This window comes from Bacillota bacterium, from assembly GCA_040755295.1.
In the GTDB taxonomy this organism is placed as follows: Bacteria; Bacillota; Desulfotomaculia; order Desulfotomaculales; family Ammonificaceae; genus SURF-55.
Window position 1 is genome coordinate 327,173 of the sequence record JBFMBK010000001.1, and the last position, 17,910, is coordinate 345,082.

Here is a 17,910-nt window from a genome sequence, read left to right on the forward strand (position 1 = left end):
ATGATATACGCAAAATCGCGGAGTATTATGGCCTATACCAACTATTACCGTATGGTTATAGAGAGTGGATTTTAGTTATGTTAATCGGTTTAGTTGGGGATGCAACCACTTATTTTCGTGGTTTTTGGCAACCTTTATCGGCAAGTTTCATAGCAGTAATTTTAGCGAATATTGTGGTTGTTTGCGTGTGTGGTCGTGGTTTTACTTTCTTGAGACCTTTGATTTTAAAACCTGAAGTCAGAAGGGTTGTTTCGGATAAAAACTATGAGCAGGGCTATGAAACTTCACTGGGCCGTCCTTATTTTGCTTCCGTGGATGTGAAAAATATCAAAAAAGGGTTACGTATTAGCGATGCTACGGTATCACTTTTATTTTACCCTCCAAATAGCAAAGAGCCGCTTGTACCTAGGTCAATTAATGCACGTTGGGAAGAAAATATAGATCAGTTTAACCAAGGTAAATATCAAAGAATAAGCGATCTATATAAGTTACCTATGGAGCCCAATGGTATTTCCCATAGGTTTAATATCGCCTTTAAGCACGAAGAACAGAAGGATGCGTTTGCTTTCAACTTTGATTCCTGCCGATTACCCGGATGGAAGAATTACGATTGGGCTATATCTCCCGGAGAATATAAAGTACGGGTAGAAATTAATGCTTCAGAGTTAAACAGACCGATAGTGCGGTTCTTCAAGCTTTATAATTACGGCACTGGTACGGCGTTAAAGATAGGTTGAAACTTTTTGTCCCAAAATAGCAGGAAAACGAAAGATGGAGGGTTTAACTTGAAGGTAATATTGGGAGGCAAAGGTATTAAAAAAGAGACACCCCATTCGGTTCGAGGGGTGTCTTTGATTATTAGGATAATAACCTCGTTAACATGGACTTGTTTTGGACGTTTATTACACTGGTTAAGGATACCTAGTTTTATCGCTAATATGACCTACGATGACCTTATTACCGGCGACCATATCGAGGTGTATAACAGTTCTCTTGCTGTTCGTATAAGTGTAAACAACCGAGATTATTTCTTTGACCGATTCACCGGCAAGTTTAACGGCACAGGATACATGTTTAGAACCCCAGAATGTTTTAACCAATCCGCTGGTTACAGAAAGGCTTTAACCTAAAAATCAATTCTTTTTCGCGGTTATCTGGATTACTATTTATTTCGTAAGTAAATGAGGTTGGTTTTCGTTCTAATATACAAGGGTTGTCCCCACCTAAATGCCTAAGCAGTCGCTCCTTAATATATCCTTTACCCACGTAAACTGGCTCGTATCTGGAACTGAAGATAGTATACACTCCTACAACTCCGTCAGGTACAGTGTTAATACCGATAAGATTGAAAGCCATAGGGATTGGCGGAACAGATGGCATAATTATCTCCCCTTCTTTTATATTTGGTTTATTATACCATGAAGCGACATAACAAAAGGTAAATTGAAGAAAAAATTCTACGTGATGTAGCAGGAAAAACGAAAGAATCATAGAATGGTTGCCAAAGAATAGGTTAATAATAAATCACCAAGACCGCCTTACGGCGGCCTGGTGGTTGGCTTGCAGGGCTCTTTAGGTGGTTGGACCTAAGGAGCTTTTTCCTGCCCTTTGGTTAAGTAACACACGTCAAGTATGCACCTAACGCAATTAAGGCAGTCCTGCGAGGGGGTAATTTGTCCACAAATTGCGACCGGGATTACCCCAAACAAAAATACTCCCATTGCGGGTTCCTCCTTTCAGGAGCGCTCTGGTGAATTCAGTCGCCTCCTGCCCAATAAGGCTGACTGTCACTTTTGCGAGGCTCTACAAGAGAAACCCTTGTCCGTAACCATAGGAGCCTAATGCAAGTTTGGATAATCATACCATACTAACATAATGAACACAATAATAGCTACCAATTGTTACCGAGGAGGGGTATAATGCTAGTAATAGACTATCGGTTGGGCGGAAAACCTCGGTATATCCTTAAAACCGCCAGGAGTAGGGACATGTTGGTTCCAGCCGATATACGCAAATGCGTCGCTTTTATTTGTTATCGAGACCACCAGCAGATGATTAAGTTTGCTGGAACCGCCTTTTTTGTAAGTAGGCAATCCCAGGACGAATCTACTTATAGATTTGTCTATATTGTGACAGCAAAGCACGTTATTCAGGAAATTGAACAGCACAGCGTTGATAGTTCTGTTGTTCTCCGACTAAATACTAAAGCTGGTTCATATCAAGAAATTGATACCGACTCCAGGGACTGGTTGTTTCATGAAACTGAACCTGCTTTTGATGTGGCAATATTAAATTGGGCACCACCTAGTAATGAAATTGACTACCTTCATTTCCCCCTTGAAGCAGCTGCAACTGATGAAATTATATTCAATGAAGAAATAGGTTTAGGTGATGAAGTATTTTTGGCAGGTTTATTTACAAAACACTATGGAAAACATAATAACATTCCCATTGTACGTGTGGGTAACATTGCAGCCATGCCCGAAGAGCCTGTGAAAACCAAAATGGGTTTAATGGATGCATACCTTATAGAAGCAAGGTCTATAGGTGGACTTAGTGGTTCACCGGTATTTGTTCATTTAGGTCCAATAAGGACAAGTTGGGATAAAGAGAAAGAAACAAAAATAAAAGGCGACAAGTTTTTCTTATTGGGGTTAGTGCATGGGCATTGGGATGTTCCTTTTGATGAGCAGATGGATGTAGGGGGAGACAAGGTTGGGGAAGACAAAATCAATATGGGTATCGCCGTGGTTGTGCCAGTTTCAAAGATTATTGAGGTTATAGACCATCCTAAATTCAAGGAGATTCGAGAAAGAGTGGAAGAGAAGCGTAGAAAAGAAAGCTTGCCTACCCCTGATAATGCACACAATGAAAAACCATTTACACGGGATAACTTTCTCTCTGATCTTAAGAAAGCGTCCCGCCGTGTAGCGGATGACCGATCTGATCGACGCCCTGGCAAACCTGAGAAAGCCAAGTAATGAACAAGTTCTGCTCGTCCCTCCGATGGTTATAGCGGAACATAAACTCGTCTAAATAACACTGGAGGTACTTTGCGCTAACGGCGTGATGTGTACCGTCAAGGCTACGTTTTAACTGTGACCAAAAGCACTCAATATTGTTCGTGTGAATGTCGCCCCTAACGTATATCTTCTGTGCATGATGGATGCGGCGGTGATGATAACCTGCTTTCCCTACGCCGTTGTAACTTAGATATTCGTCGGTATAAATGATGCTACCCGGTAATACACGCTCTCCCAACATGGGCAGGAGCGTTTTTGTTTTAGCATCGGGAACGACTTCGGCAACGACCTTACCTTGACGCTGGACAACACCGGCGACAATAGTCTTGCCTTCGGCACCACGACCGCGTTTACCACGGCGTTTACCGCCGACATAAGTTTCGTCCATTTCTACGGCACCAGAAAACGAACCAACGTCTTCCTTTAGGAGTTTGCGTATCTGATGGAACATACGCCACGCCGCTTTATAAGTAACACCTAACTGGCGTTGGAGTTGCTTCGCCGATATACCGCAACGTGTACTACTCATAAGGTAAACAGCGTAGAACCACAATTTAAGCGGTGTACTGGACTTATGAAAGATGGTTCCCGCCGTAGGATAGAAGTGCGTCCCGCAGTTATCGCATGAGTAGCAGCGGCGATTAGTAAGCCGGTGGTGCTTTGTGATGCGGCCACACTTCTTGCAGTAGATACCGTTGGGGTGAAAGTGGTTAACTAACCACTCAAGGCAAGCGTTATCGTCGGGGAAATCCTTATGGAAACTATTAATGGTGTACTTCTCCACTTGATGCACCTTCCTTACTGGTTTCTTAAGAATATTATACCAGAAGGTTTACGTGCTGTCAAGGGATAATCGCCTAATAATATATTCAAGGCGTCTTGGGGATTAGGTTGTAGCAGGGTGGGTTTTACCCACCTTTGATTCTTTACGGCTTGTTTAACAGGGCTAATGCAGACAAAAGGGAGTACAGGAACCAAAGCGCAAAAAGGTAAATCCCGACGTAAATCGGCCTGGTTTTAAGGGCTACCGCGCCGCCGACGCTCCAAAGCGCAAGGCTCCATAAGGTGAAAACGCTGCAGCGCGCGAGAAAGGCGTAAAGCAGGGTCTTCGGGTAGGGGAAAAACATGGCCAGGGTCACGGTTACCCGGTGAAAGTTCTCCACCGAGGATGACAGAGCGATGCCCGTGCTGACGACGTTACCGAGCAGGATCGGTACGTAACCATATACGGCGATGGTAAGAACGGTCTCGAAAGGAATCACGGTTTTGCGTAGCGAGCCGTAAAGTCTCAATAACAGGGATACCATCAACCAGACGACTACAGGGAACAGGACGGCGCCGAAAAGGGCCGCCAGCGGCACCGTAACAGGGATGAATTCCTTTATTTTTCCTAATTCGCCGGGCGGGATCTTAAGAGTGTTGTTTTCGATCATCCAGATGGTTGCCGCCCTGATCTTGGGCAGCAGGATTAGGGCCATGAAGATATTCAGGGCGCAGAGCACGAGCGCCGGACGCATGAACAGCGGACGGTCCGCGACTATTCTGAAAACGGCGAGCGGCTCGGTTACAACCAAAAACAAACGCTTTACGGAGGACGGAAAATCCTGCGCCAAATTTCAATTACTCCTTTGTTCCGCAAAATATAATATAGTCGTATTCGCTCCCCGGATGTTGTTTTCCTGCATGGAAAACATAAGGTTCAACGTTCAACGTGCAATGTATCCCGGAGTGTTGCGGGACAGTTGCTTGACAGAACATCGCCGAAAGGCTAAGCTTTGAGGAAAAAGAAACGGGTGATGACTTTGGAGGAAGTCGTGGTCCAGGTCGCGGGATTCATGGCCCTGGCGGCGAGGACGGCGCCGAAGTCGCTCGGCCAGGATTACCTCGAAATCAAGGTGATAGCGGGCGCGGATTTGCCGCGACTGGCCGAGGGGATGGAGGCTTTCGGGAGGGAAACGGGTAAAAAGGACTTTGACCGGGATGCGGAAAGTGTGCGCAGGTCGGCGGCGGTTTTTCTCATCGGCCTGAAAAACGCGAAACCCCTGGGCCTTAACTGCGGCGCCTGCGGTTTTCCACGCTGCGACGATGTGGTTGAGCATGAAGAAAAGGAGTTCAGAGGGCCGCATTGTTACTGGCGGGCGATGGATATGGGCATCGCAATCGGCTCAGCGGTAAAGACGGCTTCCCTTTTTAACGTCGATAACCGGGTCATGTACCGGGCTGGTGTTGCGGCCCGCCGGCTGGGTTTGACTGACGCCGGTGTGGTTCTGGGGATACCTTTGGCGGCCACGGGCAAGAGTGTTTTTTTCGACCGTACGCCGAAGAAAGAATAGGGCCGGGTCTATACCAGACGGTAAAGAATAACCACAGAGACACAGAGCACACGGAGGAAAGAAGGAAATATACGTATTTATTCTTTTAATTATAGTTTTGATATTTCTGTTCTCTGTGAACTCAGTGCCTCTGTGGCGGCCCAGCACTCAACTTGCTGATCTTAAGACGCAGCGTTCTGAGTCGCCTTGCGTCTATGAAAATGCAAAGTGTCTTAAAGTGCCGTTGAGTGCCGGGTGGTTCCGGATTGTACGGCTTAGGAAAAAAAATAATTTAAATAGTCAGAACGGGACTGCAAAAAAGAGAGCGGTGGACTTTACGCCACCGCTCTCTTTTTCCTAAGATTTATATTTAACCCTTTGCGGCCTTTTCTTTTGCCGCCTTGGCCGCACGCAGGTCGATGAACCGGTCCTTCAGCTTCTTCATGACCATCGGCATCGTGGTATACTCCATCTCGTCGAGGTGCAGCCGGTGCGGCTCAAACGGCCCAAGGCGTCTCATATAATCGGCGATGAGGTTCGCCTCATCCCGCGCCCGGTCGAAGGCCGGGTCGTCGAAGAGGTCCTGCGGACCTATAAGCCGTCCATTCGCCAGTTGGAAACCGAGCGCGACAACCCGCGGCGGCCCGTCGAAGCGCGTCGGGGTGGCCTGCCGGACTCCTACGGCCATCAGGGGACCGCTGTGGGAGCCCCTCATCCACCCGGAAACCAAATGCGGGTGGGCGAAAGGTTCAAGTACTTCTCCCACCGCCGGGTAACCGCTCTGACAGCGGACGATGCATACGGGGTCGTCCTTGCCCACGTACCGTCCGGCCATGATGTTGAGGCGTTGGGTGCTGGAGACCGCCGCGATCTGGCCGGTGTCCTTGTGGAATATCCGTTTGATGCAGTAACGGCCGGGCGCGCCGATAAAAATCAGCATATCGTAAATCTCTTCGGGGGCGGCGAAAGTAATCTTCTTGTCATCGATCAGATCGCGGACCTCAAAAAGAAAGCCGGAGTGCATCTTAGGGTCGATCACCAGGCCGATCGTATTGAAGGGGTCCGCAAATATCTTATACAGCGGGAGGTTCCAGGCGCCGGGCTCGGTCTTGTCGGCCATGAAAACGATAATCGGCTCGCTCGTCCGTTCCTCAATCTCCATTTCGGCCACGCCGGGTCCGAGCCCTTTGATGTTTCCGGAAAAGGCGTCCGAGAGCAGGTCCTGGCCCGCGCCATACAGTTTGAGCTTCTTGGCGACTTCGGTACAGGCGACGAAGGTATCCCAGGCCAACTGGTGAATCTCGCCGTTGTTCCGCCCGAGTTGATGTGTCAGGACCAGGTTGACGTCGTCACCGACATGTGCAACGTAGAAATCTATGAGTAAAGGGCTGCCCGAAAGAGTGCCGCGTGCCTTTTCAAGAAGTTCGGGGTGAACGCTGGAATGACCTATAAAACCGCCGACATCGGCTTTGATAACGGAAAGCGTAAGCTTTTTACCCATCTGCTTTTCTCCTCCTCTAAAAATAAATGTGTTATACTAATTCTATGAGTACGTCCTTTATTCCTCCTTAATGATTGGGTTTTTGTAGATTTTTTTCCGGCTCTGGCGGCATCCTTCCAGTTTTTTGGCCGCCCCTTGTTTCACTTCCGTCCCACCACCCTGAAACAAACGATGCCGACCAAAAAGGGCAGCCATACCGTAATACCGCGGTAAACGAAGGTGACCAGCACCGCCGTTTCGGAATCAACCCCGAGAGAAGCGAGCGTTGCGGCCATCGCGCCTTCAACGACCCCCACCCCGGAAGGGGTGATTGAAATAATCATAAAGAGCACCCCCACGGCGTAACCGGCGATCAGTGTTCCGGGAGGCACCCCGCCGGCGAACGCCATGAAAACCGTGCCGAGGATGCAGATGCCGAGGACTTCCACCAGGAGCGCGTGCAGCGCCACCCGCAGGATGCGGTGCGGTTTCCGCGAGAGCCATTCCACCCCTTCAAGAAGATTATGAACGAAACGGTCCACCTTTTCCTCAAGGTTCCTGCGTCTCACGGGTGGGAAAACCACTGCGGCCCTCACCGCGCCGCCGGCCAAACGCATCAGTGTCTGCGGCCGGTGAACCGCAACCGCCAGGAGAAAAGCCTGTACCCCTAAAAACGCCAGCAGCAGAACCGCCGCCAGTCCTTCGTACGCTGTAAGGCTTCTGTTTATCCAGAGATAACCGAAGGCCGTCATCAAGACCACAAAGAAGGCGCCGTAGTCGCAAAGGTAATAAATCATGTTGACAAGCACCGCCCGGGCCAGCGTGGCACCTCGTTTAACCGCATCGGCAACGATAAACGCGGCCACGGAAAAAGAGCCGCCGGGTGTCACAAGGCCTACGAAAGACCCGGCTGACACCAGCAGCACGAGGCGCATCCAGGACTCCCGGATCCCTGCCACGCGGTAAACGGCGTGGTAAAACCCCGCCCGGTTGACGATCAGCAACGACTCAAACCCCAATGCCGCCAGGACCCAGTAAGGGTTCCCCTGTTTTAAGGTCATCAGGAGTTTCCGGCTTTCGGCGTAATGCCCGGCCAGGAACAATGCCGTAAAAAACAGCAGAATCGCGAAAAGAAAACGGTACATGCGGTTCCCCTACAACTTGTTCTTTTTTTCAAAAACGCCGATACCTGCCGGCACGCTAAAACAGTTCGTCCCGTATATTAAACTTCCTTCAGTATTTATCAGAGCCGCCGGAGATAAACAGCACGCCTTTGAAACCGGAACAGGGGCGTCAGAAGTGCGAGGGATTTCGTGGAAGAGCCCAAAGAACAGGTATGACCGATGAATACAACAAAGAACGGACGATAAAAAGTGGTGGTTCCCGGAGAGTCCATTCATAATTATCTCCTTATTGAACGATACGACCCTGTAATAACTTGAATATTTTCAGTAAAATGGACATGGCGTCAATATATTGTTTATATGGAATTAGTTGCAGGAAAAGTGTTGAATCATAGCGAAATAAGGATTTATATAAAAAGAAAAAGAAGCACGAATTTTACTTAAACGCCTTGGTGGTTTACAAACGGCAGTTGTTCTTGTAATATCCAAAGTCTTTTTACTGCAGGAGTGTTTGAAACATTGTTCAACAACCGCATATGGGCGAAGTTGCTTCTGTTTCTGTTGCTCTGCCCGATTTCGGCTTTCGCCGACGACCGGGTGATGGTCAACCATCCCGTATCGACATCCGGTGAGATATACGCGGACCCCGCCGTTGAAACGGTATGCCGGGACGTCTACGATCCGCCGGGGGGGTTTATGCTGGGTACGGGGTCCGTCGTCAGTCTTCCCGACGTCAACTTTCGAAACGCGGTTCTGGCGCTGGATATGATTGACGGGGTGACCGTCCCGCCCAAGAGCGTGTTTTCTTTCAATAAAACCGTGGGGCCGCGCACCGCCTCCCGCGGTTTTCTGCTTGGACGGTCATTGTTCCGGAGCAGGTCCGGGTATGTCTACAAGCCTGATTTCGGCGGCGGCGTGTGCCAGGCGTCCACCGTGCTGCACCGGGCTGTGGTAAACGCGGGCCTGAGGGTTTTAGAGCTGCACAACCACGGCGTTAAGGCGCCGTACGCCCCGGACCGCGATGACGCCGCGGTGTTCTACGGGACCTGGGATTATCGTTTTCAGAACACGCTTCCCGTTCCGGTTACGGTGAAGACAGGAAACGAAACCGAAAAGCTGACCGTGGAACTGGTCATGAAAGACGGGGTTGGCGGCGGCGAGCGGGAGTCCGTCTTCCTTCAGGGGCAAACCCTGTGTTTCCTTAACGGTTGGAAGACAACCCTGGAGGCGGCCCCTTTCGTCCGCGGGGGCCGGATGTTCGTTCCGGTCGACGGGTTGAGGAGGGCTTTAGGAGTCTCCCCGGAAAGCATCCTCGAGAAAACCGTCATGGTTGAACCGCCGCCGGTACTGAACGGCACGGTCTTTGTTCCCGTCCGCTGGGCCGAAGACTTCGGTTTCGAAGCGCGGTGGGATTCAGTCCTGCACGCCGTGGTTGTCTGCAGAGAAAAGATTACGCCGGAAACACCGGAAGCGGTTAATCTTTTTACCGCTTCTTTAACGAAGAGCCTTCATAATACACAGTAAAAAAACCGTAAGACGGTTGGTGGAAACCTGACTTTGGAAATAACCTCGATGCGGTTTTTTATTTTCCGCGAGTTCGAGTATGCGCATGTTTAATTTCCTATAATTGCCGCAGGAAGCATCGGGGTTCGGGGCGAAATAGCATATATTGTTAAATTGACCTTATTTATACTCGCTTGCTAAAGACATAAAGGATACGCCTGCGAGTATAACTTGTAGGGACGATCACGCAGGGAGTTCCTCACCACGATCCATTGCGGCCGCCGGAGTGAAAATCAACCGCTTGCGCTTTTGTGTTTTCTAAACCTTGAACCTTGAACTTCGAACTTTGAACATCTTTTTTTTAGAGGGAGTCAAGTTGGCTAAGACTGATCTATCACCGGCGGAAGAAAAAAGGGCGAAGCGGAAACAGACCATGCGGTCGGCGGTTCTGCTGACCGTGCTGTTTGCGTTTTTTTCCGCCGTTTCCGCGGGCGGATGGGTGGTATACACGGCGATCCGGGACCTGCCGCCCTGGCAGATGGACAGCCTGCAGTTCGGCGCGCCCAGCACCCTATACGCCGCCGACGGCAAGACGGTCGTCGCCACCCTGGGCAAGGTGAACTACATCCCGGTCCCCCAGAAGGAGATTATTCCCGATATAAAACAGGCATTGATCGCCGTGGAGGACACGCGCTTCTCGCAGCACCCGGGGGTCGACCCGCGGGGAATCGTCCGGGCCCTATGGACCGACCTCACCCACGGGAAGGCTGTTCAGGGCGCCAGCACCATAACCCAGCAGTTAGCGAGAAACGCGTTTCTGATTTCCTCTAAAACCTTAAAGCGGAAGATCCAGGAGATGTTCCTGGCGGTGCAGCTCGAACGCCATTACACCAAGGACGAGATACTGGCGCTGTACCTTAACCGGGTTTATTTCGGCCAGGGGGCATGGGGGATCGGAGCGGCCGCGCGCACCTATTTTAATAAAAACGCGGCTGACCTGGGTCTCGCTGAGGCTGCGCTTCTGGCGGGTCTGGTGCAGGCGCCGAGTTACTACGATCCTTACCGGAACCCCGAAGAGGCGGTTGCCAAACGGAATGTGGTTTTGGATAAAATGCTGAGCTGCGGTTTTATCACGCCTGAAGAAGAGGAGCAGGCAAGCGGTGAACCTTTAAATCTCGACCGCGGCGCCACCGTTAGAACGGAATATCCTTACCCCGACTTTACGGATTATGTGATCGCCACGGTGGAAAAGAAATACGGGGAGTCGGCGCTGTTCCGCGGGGGGCTTAAGATTTACACGACACTGGACATCAAGGCGCAGCGGGCGGTCGAGGAAGAGATCAGGAACAAAAACAATTTCCCGCCTTCCGAGCGCGACGCGAACGGCCTTTTGCAGCCGCAGACCGCCGTGGTGCTCCTCGATCCGTATTCCGGAAGCATCCGCGCCCTTGCGGGCGGGAGGGAGCACACGGTCGACCGGCAGTTTAACCGGGCGGTCCAGGCGAAACGGCAGCCCGGCTCGGCGTTCAAACCGATCATCGCCTACGGGCCGGCGATAGAGTATGCGGGGATGTCGCCGGAAAAAACGGTAATAGACGAGCCGGTGCGCTACGGCTCCTACGTGCCGAAGAACGCCGACGACAAATACCGGGGTGCGGTAACCCTTCAGGACGCCCTCGCTTTTTCGGTTAATGTGGTGGCGGTCGAGTTGTTGGATGATGTCGGACTGGGACGCGCCGTGGAGTTCGCGGGCAAGCTCGGGATCGAGCTCGATACGGCGAACGAAGGTTTGAGTCTGGCGCTCGGCGGCCTGAACCGCGGTGTGACGCCCTTGGAAATGGCAGCCGCTTACGGGGCTTTCGCCAACGGCGGCGAGTATATCCGGCCGACCGCGGTTACGCGCATCTTTCAGCCCAACGGCGTCATCCTGGAGGAGTACAAACCGGAACGCGGCAGCGCCATGCGCCGGGAGACGGCGCGGGCGATCACGACCATGCTGCGCGCCGCCGTCCGCTACGGGACGGGAACGGGCGCGCGCATCGGCACAATCGCCGCGGGCAAGACCGGGACCACCGACGAGGGCAAAGACATCTGGTTCTGCGGGTGGGTGCCGAAGATGGTGGGCGTGGTTTGGATAGGCTGGGACCGGCCGAAGGCGATGCCGCGCGCATACGGCGGCAAGTACTGCGCGCCGCTGTGGCGGAAGATAATGCTGAAGGCGGTCGACATCGAAGGAATACCGTCCGAACCGCTTCCGCCGCGGCCGAAGCCTGTGGTTCCCGAGGTCTACGGGCAGGAGACGGTCCCTTCGGTATACGGGGATACTTATGGAACGGACACCTCTCTGCCCCCCGGAACGATTACCCTTCCCGACGGAACGGTAATCCCGCCCGGCGGCCAGACGCCGCAGACGCCTCCCGCGCCGGTAGTCCCGCCGGCGGAGACGCGCCGCGGTCCTCCGCCGTGGAACAGGAACTACGTGCCGCAGGGCACTGCGCAAACAGAGCCGGACAACGGGCAGACGCAACCGGGTGATAGAGAGTAGAGGATAAAAAAATAACCACAAAGACACAGAGCCGGGTTAGGTCATTGATTCGAGCGTTTTTCTCAGTTTGTCATGATCCATGGGCTTGCTCATGAATTCGACCACGCCGTCCAAGCCGGCTTTTTTCCGGATTTCGTCTTGCGAATAGCCAGACATAAAAATAATAGGGATATTGAACCGCGAGGTTATTTCCCTGGCTGCCTGTATTCCGTCGATCCTTCCCCTGATATTCACGTCCATCAATATTATATCCGGCTGTTCACTTTCAGCCCTGCGGACGGCATCTTCCCCCGAGGCCGCCGGCTCGCAGAGTTCATATGACCAGTACTCAAGCAGTTCTCCAAGTGACAGGGCGATGAGAATCTCATCTTCCACTATTAAGACTTTTTTCCCTATAGCCATGCTTCACTTCTCCATTGCTTTGGTTTTTTCTGAATCGTATGCGGTATTTTGTACCCTTGTCCCTCTCAAGTTCTATCTTCCCGTTAAGCTGCCTTACGGCCAGATTGTAAACGACCTTTAACCCCAATGATTTCGCTTTCTTGATATCCAGGTTATCCGGCAAACCTGTGCCGTTATCAGAGAAAACCAGTTCCATGTCATCGCCGCTAAGGGGGCGAACCGCGATATTGATTTGCCCGGCATTGCCGTTAGGGAAGGCATATTTCAGGGCATTCGACATGAGCTCGTTAATAATAAGCCCGCAAGGGATCGCCAGATTCATAGAAAAGGGAACGCTTTCAATGTCCATTTTTAACGTAACATTCCTGGCATCGTTATTGAGGCCCGCTAATATCGCTTTCGTAAGGTCCTCTATGTAACTCGCGACATCAATATTGTACAGATCTTGCGATTTATACAGCTTTTCATGCACAAGCGCCATTGCCTGGATCCTGTTCTGCATCTCTTTGAAGGGTTGTACGATTCCCGCATCCTTTGTTGCGAGGATATGAAGATTAATGAGGCTGGAAATGATCTGCATGTTGTTCTTCGTCCTGTGGCAAAGCTCTTTAAACAGGGTTTTTGTTTCGAGCAGGGATTCTTCAAGTTGAACGGCGCGGAGTTGCAGTTCTTCCACGAGTCTGATATTTTCGTAGGCGATGGCGGCCTGAGCACAGAGCGCGACGGTTATCTCCCCGTCCCCGTCATTAAACGGCGAGCGGTCGAGCTTGTCCGCCACACAAAACCAGCCGTAGACACGGCGCGGGGTGGCGAAGGGAACAACAAGGAAAGATCCAAAAGGCGGCCGGAGACCTGGCACCCCCTCAGTGTTCGGCGGCCGGTGCTGCAAAAGTTTGGAGCGCCGGGCCACCACTTGTTCCAGGATTTCCGCCACAGGAAGCGATTCGGCCGGAGAGACGTCGAGCGGTTCGTTTTTGCCGCGCCCTCGAAAATAGCGGGGCTGTTCATTGTCCTCCAGCACCGCAAGCAGTGCATGCTCGCACCTCAGAATATCCCGCATCGCCCGGCAGAACGTGTCCAGCAGCGCCGCCGGCTTGCGCTGGCCCACCAGGTGAAAGCTGAGATCCATCAGTGCCGCATGTTGCAGTCCGACGCTCTGGAGGAGATCGGCGTTCGAGGGGCCGGGGAAGAAGCAGTCCGTTGTCGGCGGCAATGCGCTTCCGGGAAGTGAAAACCCCAGCATCTCGTTTACAGTCTGGAGAATGAAGGGCGGGTCTGAAGGTTTGTGGATGACGCAACACTTCCCGTATGCCTCGCCCACGCGGAGTGCTTCCGGCAGCCGGTATGTGGCGGTATAGAAGATGACCGGCGTCTCCTTCAGGCTCATCTCGGCACGCAGCCGTCTAACAAATTCAAATCCGTCCATAGTCGGCATGACTATATCGGTTATAATCAGGTCGGGACACTCGGAGTATGCAAGCGCCAGCGCCGCCGAGCCGTCGCCGGCTTCCAGCGCTCGATGGCCCGTGTATCCGAGAAGGTTTTTAAGGACCTGCCGGCTCATCACGTGATCGTCGACGACTAAAATGGTAGACATTTTGATCCTGCCTTCAAAAAAGTTTCTATTTGCTTTACAAACAACTCCGGCATAATCGGTTTATCGATGTAGCCGTCAAATCCCGCGGCAAGCACTTTATCGCGGTCCCCCACCATCGCCAGGGCGGTAACCGCCACCAGAGGAATCCGGCGGAGAGCGAGATGGCTTTTAAGGCGGCGCGCCACCTCATAGCCGTCCACCTTGGGCAGGTGCACGTCGCAGATTATCAGGTCGAGCTTCTTCCGGCGCGCCAAATCAATTCCTTGAGTGCCGTCCCCCGCGGAAAGGACCACATAGTTGAAGGCCCGCAGCAGATAGGTCATCAGTTCCAGATTTGTAAGGTTATCTTCGATAACCAAGATTCGGTAAGGCATCTCTGTCAGAGTTCCCCCTTGAAAGGCCATTGCAAAGCCGCGCCCGGCAATTGGCACATCTCAAACAGCCTCCGGGGCCTTTTCCAAGGTTAACTACAGAAAGCCGTTAGATCATCTTTCTGTTGATTATAGACCCTCGGTTTCCAAATCGTCGGTTATGGCGGCCTTCGCTAACGGAGTAAAGATAATCTTAAATTCAGTCCCGCCGTTTTTAGAAGGTTCAATGGTGCCCTTAAGCTTTAACCAGGGTATCGACCAATTTCAGGCCCGGTGATTTTGAATTCTCTATTTCGAAGCCGATAATTTCATCTCATCCAGCAACCGCGCGTTCTCCAGGGAGATGGCAACCTGTGACGTCAGCAATTCCGTCATCTGCGTCTTTTCCGACGTAAATACCGCGTCCGACAGACGGTTTTCGAGGTAAAGTATCCCTATCATCTTTGATTGCTTGATCACCGGCAGACACAGGACGGAGCGCAGTTGCATGCTTTGGACCTCCGGATTGTCTTTGAACGCGCCTTCCTGAGAGGCGTTGTTCAGAATCAACCGTTCTCCGGTCCGGTATACGTAGCGGACGATAGCCTTGCAGATGTCGCTGGCGTCTTCGAGGTTTTCATTAAGGGTCCTTACCGCTTCATTTCCTGTAATATGACTTTCCGCGCGGATGATCAGGTTGCCTTCTTCTGCGATCAGCAGATAACCGTGCTTCGCCCCCGAGCTCTCGATAACCACGTTCATAATCTTCTTCAACAGGGCTTCCTGCTCTATCTCGGCGGAAATGGCGAGGGATAACTTCATGAGGTATTCGAAGTCAAGATCGGGCAGGGTATAGGAGGAGGAGGGAGGCTCTACCTCCAAGTGCGGATAAGCGGTTTTTTCCTCCTCGAAATATTCAGGGTATTTTTCGATGAGGCTGCTTTGTTTTCGTTCTGCACGGCATTTCCTGTACAGACGCGCCGCCTCGACAAAGTATACCCTTTCGGAACACTGACCGGCCTGAAGGAGAAGCTCGCCGAGGCACTCGTTGAGATGCCCTTCCAGAAGCGTATACTTTTGTTCATGCGCGGTGTTTATAGCATCAAGGTAAAGACCCCTGGCCTTTTTAAACTCGCCTGTAACCCTTTCCAATTCGGCATAAAGAAAGGCAAGATAGGGTGCCAGTAAAGGTCCTAAACCGGCCCAGGTCTCGATCTTTTTAATAAAAGGCCGGATTTCCGCAAGCAATTCATGCTCGTTCTTACAGCCTGTGCCCTTTTCATACAGTTTAAGCGCGTTTAAAACCAGAAAGACATGCCATTGTCTTTTCAGCACGTTGTCTGTAAGACCCGACAGGTACCGCCGGACGCCGACCAGGTACTTTTCGGCCTCCTCATGCTCGCCGAAATAATAATGCGTCAGGGCCATGTTAACATAATAACTTCCGGCAGAAGCGATGTGGTTATCCCGCTCCCACTGCCTCAGTTTTTCTTCCATGGACACAGGTGAATAGTCTTTTTTCATCGGCTCGACACAGCCCGCCTGCACCGCTTCGGCAAGACCTACGGAGAATGACAAATGGTATCTGTTCGAGAACTGAAGACACTCCCTGGCGACGTCTTCGATGATAGACAGGTCCGCTCCCTGGACCTGAAGGTTCCACATCAACGGGCCGTATGAAAGGCCCGCGTTGTACAGATCGCCGCAGTTCTTGCCGCACTGGATCGACTTGAGACAATAATCCACGATCTGCTTCGGGTGGCTTCGCGAGTGCATGTTGCACCATACGATCCCGTTCATCCCGCGGGTAGCGCCGAAGGTGTTCGGGTATCTGGCAGACAGGTCGCGGGCAAGGTCTTCGTATCTGAAAGCCTGTTCGAACTCTTCCTGTTCTCCCAGTTGAAGCCCCATGATGCTGAGGGGGTGGCTCGGGTCCACCTCGTTATGGCGGTAAGCCCCCAATAAAAAGAGGTAGGGGTGGTCCTTATAGTTGGCTAAAATATTCGTCAGGAAGTCGAAAGAGGCGACGTCGCACCACTGAAGATCGTCTATAAAAAGGGTCAGCGGATTCTCCTCGCTTGCCAGGCAGGTCAGAAACCGGTCGAAAACATCATGGAACCTGTTGAGCGATTCTAGCGGAGGAAGCTGCTTGACTCCGGGTTGAGGGCCGATCAGGATTTCGAGTTCCGGAATTACGTCCGTCAGCACCTTTCCGTTTCTGCCCACGGCTTTCAATATCTTGTTTTTCCAGAGCGCAACCCTTTCGTCGCTTTCGGTCAGAAAGGTCCGCATCAGGTTTTTGAGCGCCTGGATAAGGGAGCTGTACGGAATGTTTTTCTGGTACACGTCGAATTTCCCCGAGGTGAAATAGCCCCTGTGTTTTACGATCGGCTTCTGCAGTTCCTGGATCAGGCGGGTCTTTCCGATGCCGGAGAGCCCGGAAATGAACAACGAGCGAAACGTACCCCGGGCGGCCTGTTCGTATTCCTGAAGGATGATCTCGGCTTCTCTGTCGCGGCTGACCATTTTAGATATGAAGGTAACCCTTTTGGTGCAAACGCTTTTCTCCAGAGGGAACTCGCGTATGGTGCCGATGGCCGAAAATTCATCCCTGCACCGGATGAGGTCGGCAAGGAGCCCGCTGCCGCTCTGGTAGCGTTTTTCCGGCTGTTTGAGCATCAGTTTGGCGATGATTTTACTCAGGGCGACGGGAATGTTGGGATTCAGTTCGTGGACCTTGGGCGCTTCCTTGGCAAGGTGGGAATGGATCAACTCGAGGGGATCATCGGACAGGAACGGAAGACGACCGGTCAGCAACTCATAGAACACAATCCCCAGAGAATACAGGTCTGAAGAAAAAACCACCCGGTGGTTAATGCGCCCGGTCTGTTCCAGGGAGGTATAGGACAGGGTTTCCCTCACAAAAGAACGGTCATAAATAAAATGGCTTACATCCCTCACATCCACGGCGCTGATGAAGTCTATCAACCGGATGTCGAGCGTGCTGGTGTCGACGAGGATATTGCCGGTCTTAACGCCGCCGTGGATGATTCCCGCTTCGTGGACTGCATCCAGCGCCCGGCTGAGCCTGCAGGCTATGGTGAAAAAATCGCTTAAAGAAATCCGGGGGTTCGCTTCCGTCAGACTCTTGAGGGTGACCCCGTCAAAATGGTCCTGGGTTATAAAGCAGATACCGTCTTTCACGCTGAATGAAACGGGTGTAATCACCAGGGGGTCGTTTAAGACCCTGAGGTGCTCTATTCTTTGCCTGAATTGGGCCTGTTTGTATTCAGACAGGCTGACCGCTTTCAAGATCTTGAGCACCAGCGGCCGGCCTGGATTTTTTTTATGGTACGCCTTGTAAATCGCAGCTTGAGGAGCTTCAGCCATCTTCTCTTCGATTTCATAATTAGAGATCACCATTTGTCAGCCCCCCTTCTCAGAAAACAGTACTTCTTTCGCTGAGCGCGGCGATGAGCTTCATCCTGCTTCGTCAGGCTCGCCATTCGAATCCTCACGTACGTCTATGTACACTCCGGTCAATATTTTCATCCTTCGCAGGCGTCTCCGGCCG

Annotated in this window: 13 protein-coding genes; 5 read left to right on the forward strand and 8 right to left on the reverse strand. The window is 51.8% G+C overall.

All coding sequences use genetic code 11. The features are described from left to right. Positions 1-77: 77 nt before the first annotated feature. Complete coding sequence (locus AB1500_01465) at positions 78-737, forward strand: hypothetical protein (GenBank protein ID MEW6181831.1); 660 nt, start codon at positions 78-80, stop codon at positions 735-737. A 1,182-nt stretch (positions 738-1,919) separates the two neighbouring features. Beyond that, a complete protein-coding gene (locus AB1500_01470; protein ID MEW6181832.1) occupies positions 1,920-2,981 on the forward strand; it encodes a hypothetical protein in 1,062 nt (353 codons plus the stop codon). On the opposite strand, the gene AB1500_01475 is transcribed toward AB1500_01470, so the two are convergent. Then, positions 2,908-3,807 (reverse strand): IS1595 family transposase, encoded by a 900-nt coding sequence (locus tag AB1500_01475; GenBank protein MEW6181833.1) that lies wholly within the window; start codon positions 3,805-3,807, stop codon positions 2,908-2,910. The two genes, AB1500_01470 and AB1500_01475, sit on opposite strands and share 74 nt — an antisense overlap. Positions 3,808-3,949: 142 nt before the next feature. After that, positions 3,950-4,636: a YIP1 family protein gene (locus AB1500_01480; GenBank protein MEW6181834.1), complete on the reverse strand. Its 687-nt coding sequence runs from the start codon at positions 4,634-4,636 to the stop codon at positions 3,950-3,952. A 183-nt stretch (positions 4,637-4,819) separates the two neighbouring features. Between AB1500_01480 and AB1500_01485 the strand changes: the two genes are divergently transcribed. Further along, positions 4,820-5,356 (forward strand): DUF2148 domain-containing protein, encoded by a 537-nt coding sequence (locus AB1500_01485; GenBank protein ID MEW6181835.1) that lies wholly within the window; start codon positions 4,820-4,822, stop codon positions 5,354-5,356. A gap of 349 nt (positions 5,357-5,705) precedes the next feature. Here AB1500_01485 and fbp read toward each other — a convergent pair whose 3' ends face one another. Both fbp and AB1500_01495 read right to left on the reverse strand, forming a co-directional pair. Continuing rightward, entirely contained in the window at positions 5,706-6,836 is a 1,131-nt protein-coding gene (gene fbp, locus AB1500_01490) for a fructose-1,6-bisphosphate aldolase/phosphatase (GenBank protein MEW6181836.1), read from the reverse strand. A 140-nt stretch (positions 6,837-6,976) separates the two neighbouring features. Beyond that, positions 6,977-7,960: a lysylphosphatidylglycerol synthase transmembrane domain-containing protein gene (locus AB1500_01495; protein MEW6181837.1), complete on the reverse strand. Its 984-nt coding sequence runs from the start codon at positions 7,958-7,960 to the stop codon at positions 6,977-6,979. Between the two features lie 498 nt (positions 7,961-8,458). Here AB1500_01495 and AB1500_01500 point away from each other — a divergent pair, with 498 nt between their 5' ends. Both AB1500_01500 and AB1500_01505 read left to right on the forward strand, forming a co-directional pair. Continuing rightward, positions 8,459-9,463, forward strand: a complete 1,005-nt coding sequence (locus AB1500_01500; protein MEW6181838.1) for a VanW family protein — start codon at positions 8,459-8,461, stop codon at positions 9,461-9,463. Between the two features lie 355 nt (positions 9,464-9,818). Beyond that, positions 9,819-11,987, forward strand: coding sequence for a PBP1A family penicillin-binding protein (locus AB1500_01505; GenBank protein ID MEW6181839.1), 2,169 nt, complete (start codon positions 9,819-9,821; stop codon positions 11,985-11,987). Between the two features lie 36 nt (positions 11,988-12,023). On the opposite strand, the gene AB1500_01510 is transcribed toward AB1500_01505, so the two are convergent. The 4 genes from AB1500_01510 to AB1500_01525 all read right to left on the reverse strand — a co-directional run bounded on the left by AB1500_01510 (position 12,024) and on the right by AB1500_01525 (position 17,759). Continuing rightward, entirely contained in the window at positions 12,024-12,389 is a 366-nt protein-coding gene (locus tag AB1500_01510) for a response regulator (GenBank protein ID MEW6181840.1), read from the reverse strand. Further along, on the reverse strand, positions 12,352-13,986 hold the full coding sequence (locus AB1500_01515) for a histidine kinase dimerization/phosphoacceptor domain -containing protein (protein ID MEW6181841.1): 1,635 nt from the start codon (positions 13,984-13,986) through the stop codon (positions 12,352-12,354). The genes AB1500_01510 and AB1500_01515 overlap by 38 nt, the downstream gene beginning before the upstream one ends. Then, positions 13,971-14,360 (reverse strand): response regulator, encoded by a 390-nt coding sequence (locus AB1500_01520; GenBank protein MEW6181842.1) that lies wholly within the window; start codon positions 14,358-14,360, stop codon positions 13,971-13,973. Before AB1500_01520 ends, AB1500_01515 begins: the two co-directional genes overlap by 16 nt. 285 nt (positions 14,361-14,645) lie before the next feature. Next, positions 14,646-17,759, reverse strand: coding sequence for an AAA family ATPase (locus AB1500_01525; GenBank protein ID MEW6181843.1), 3,114 nt, complete (start codon positions 17,757-17,759; stop codon positions 14,646-14,648). Positions 17,760-17,910 lie beyond the last annotated feature (151 nt).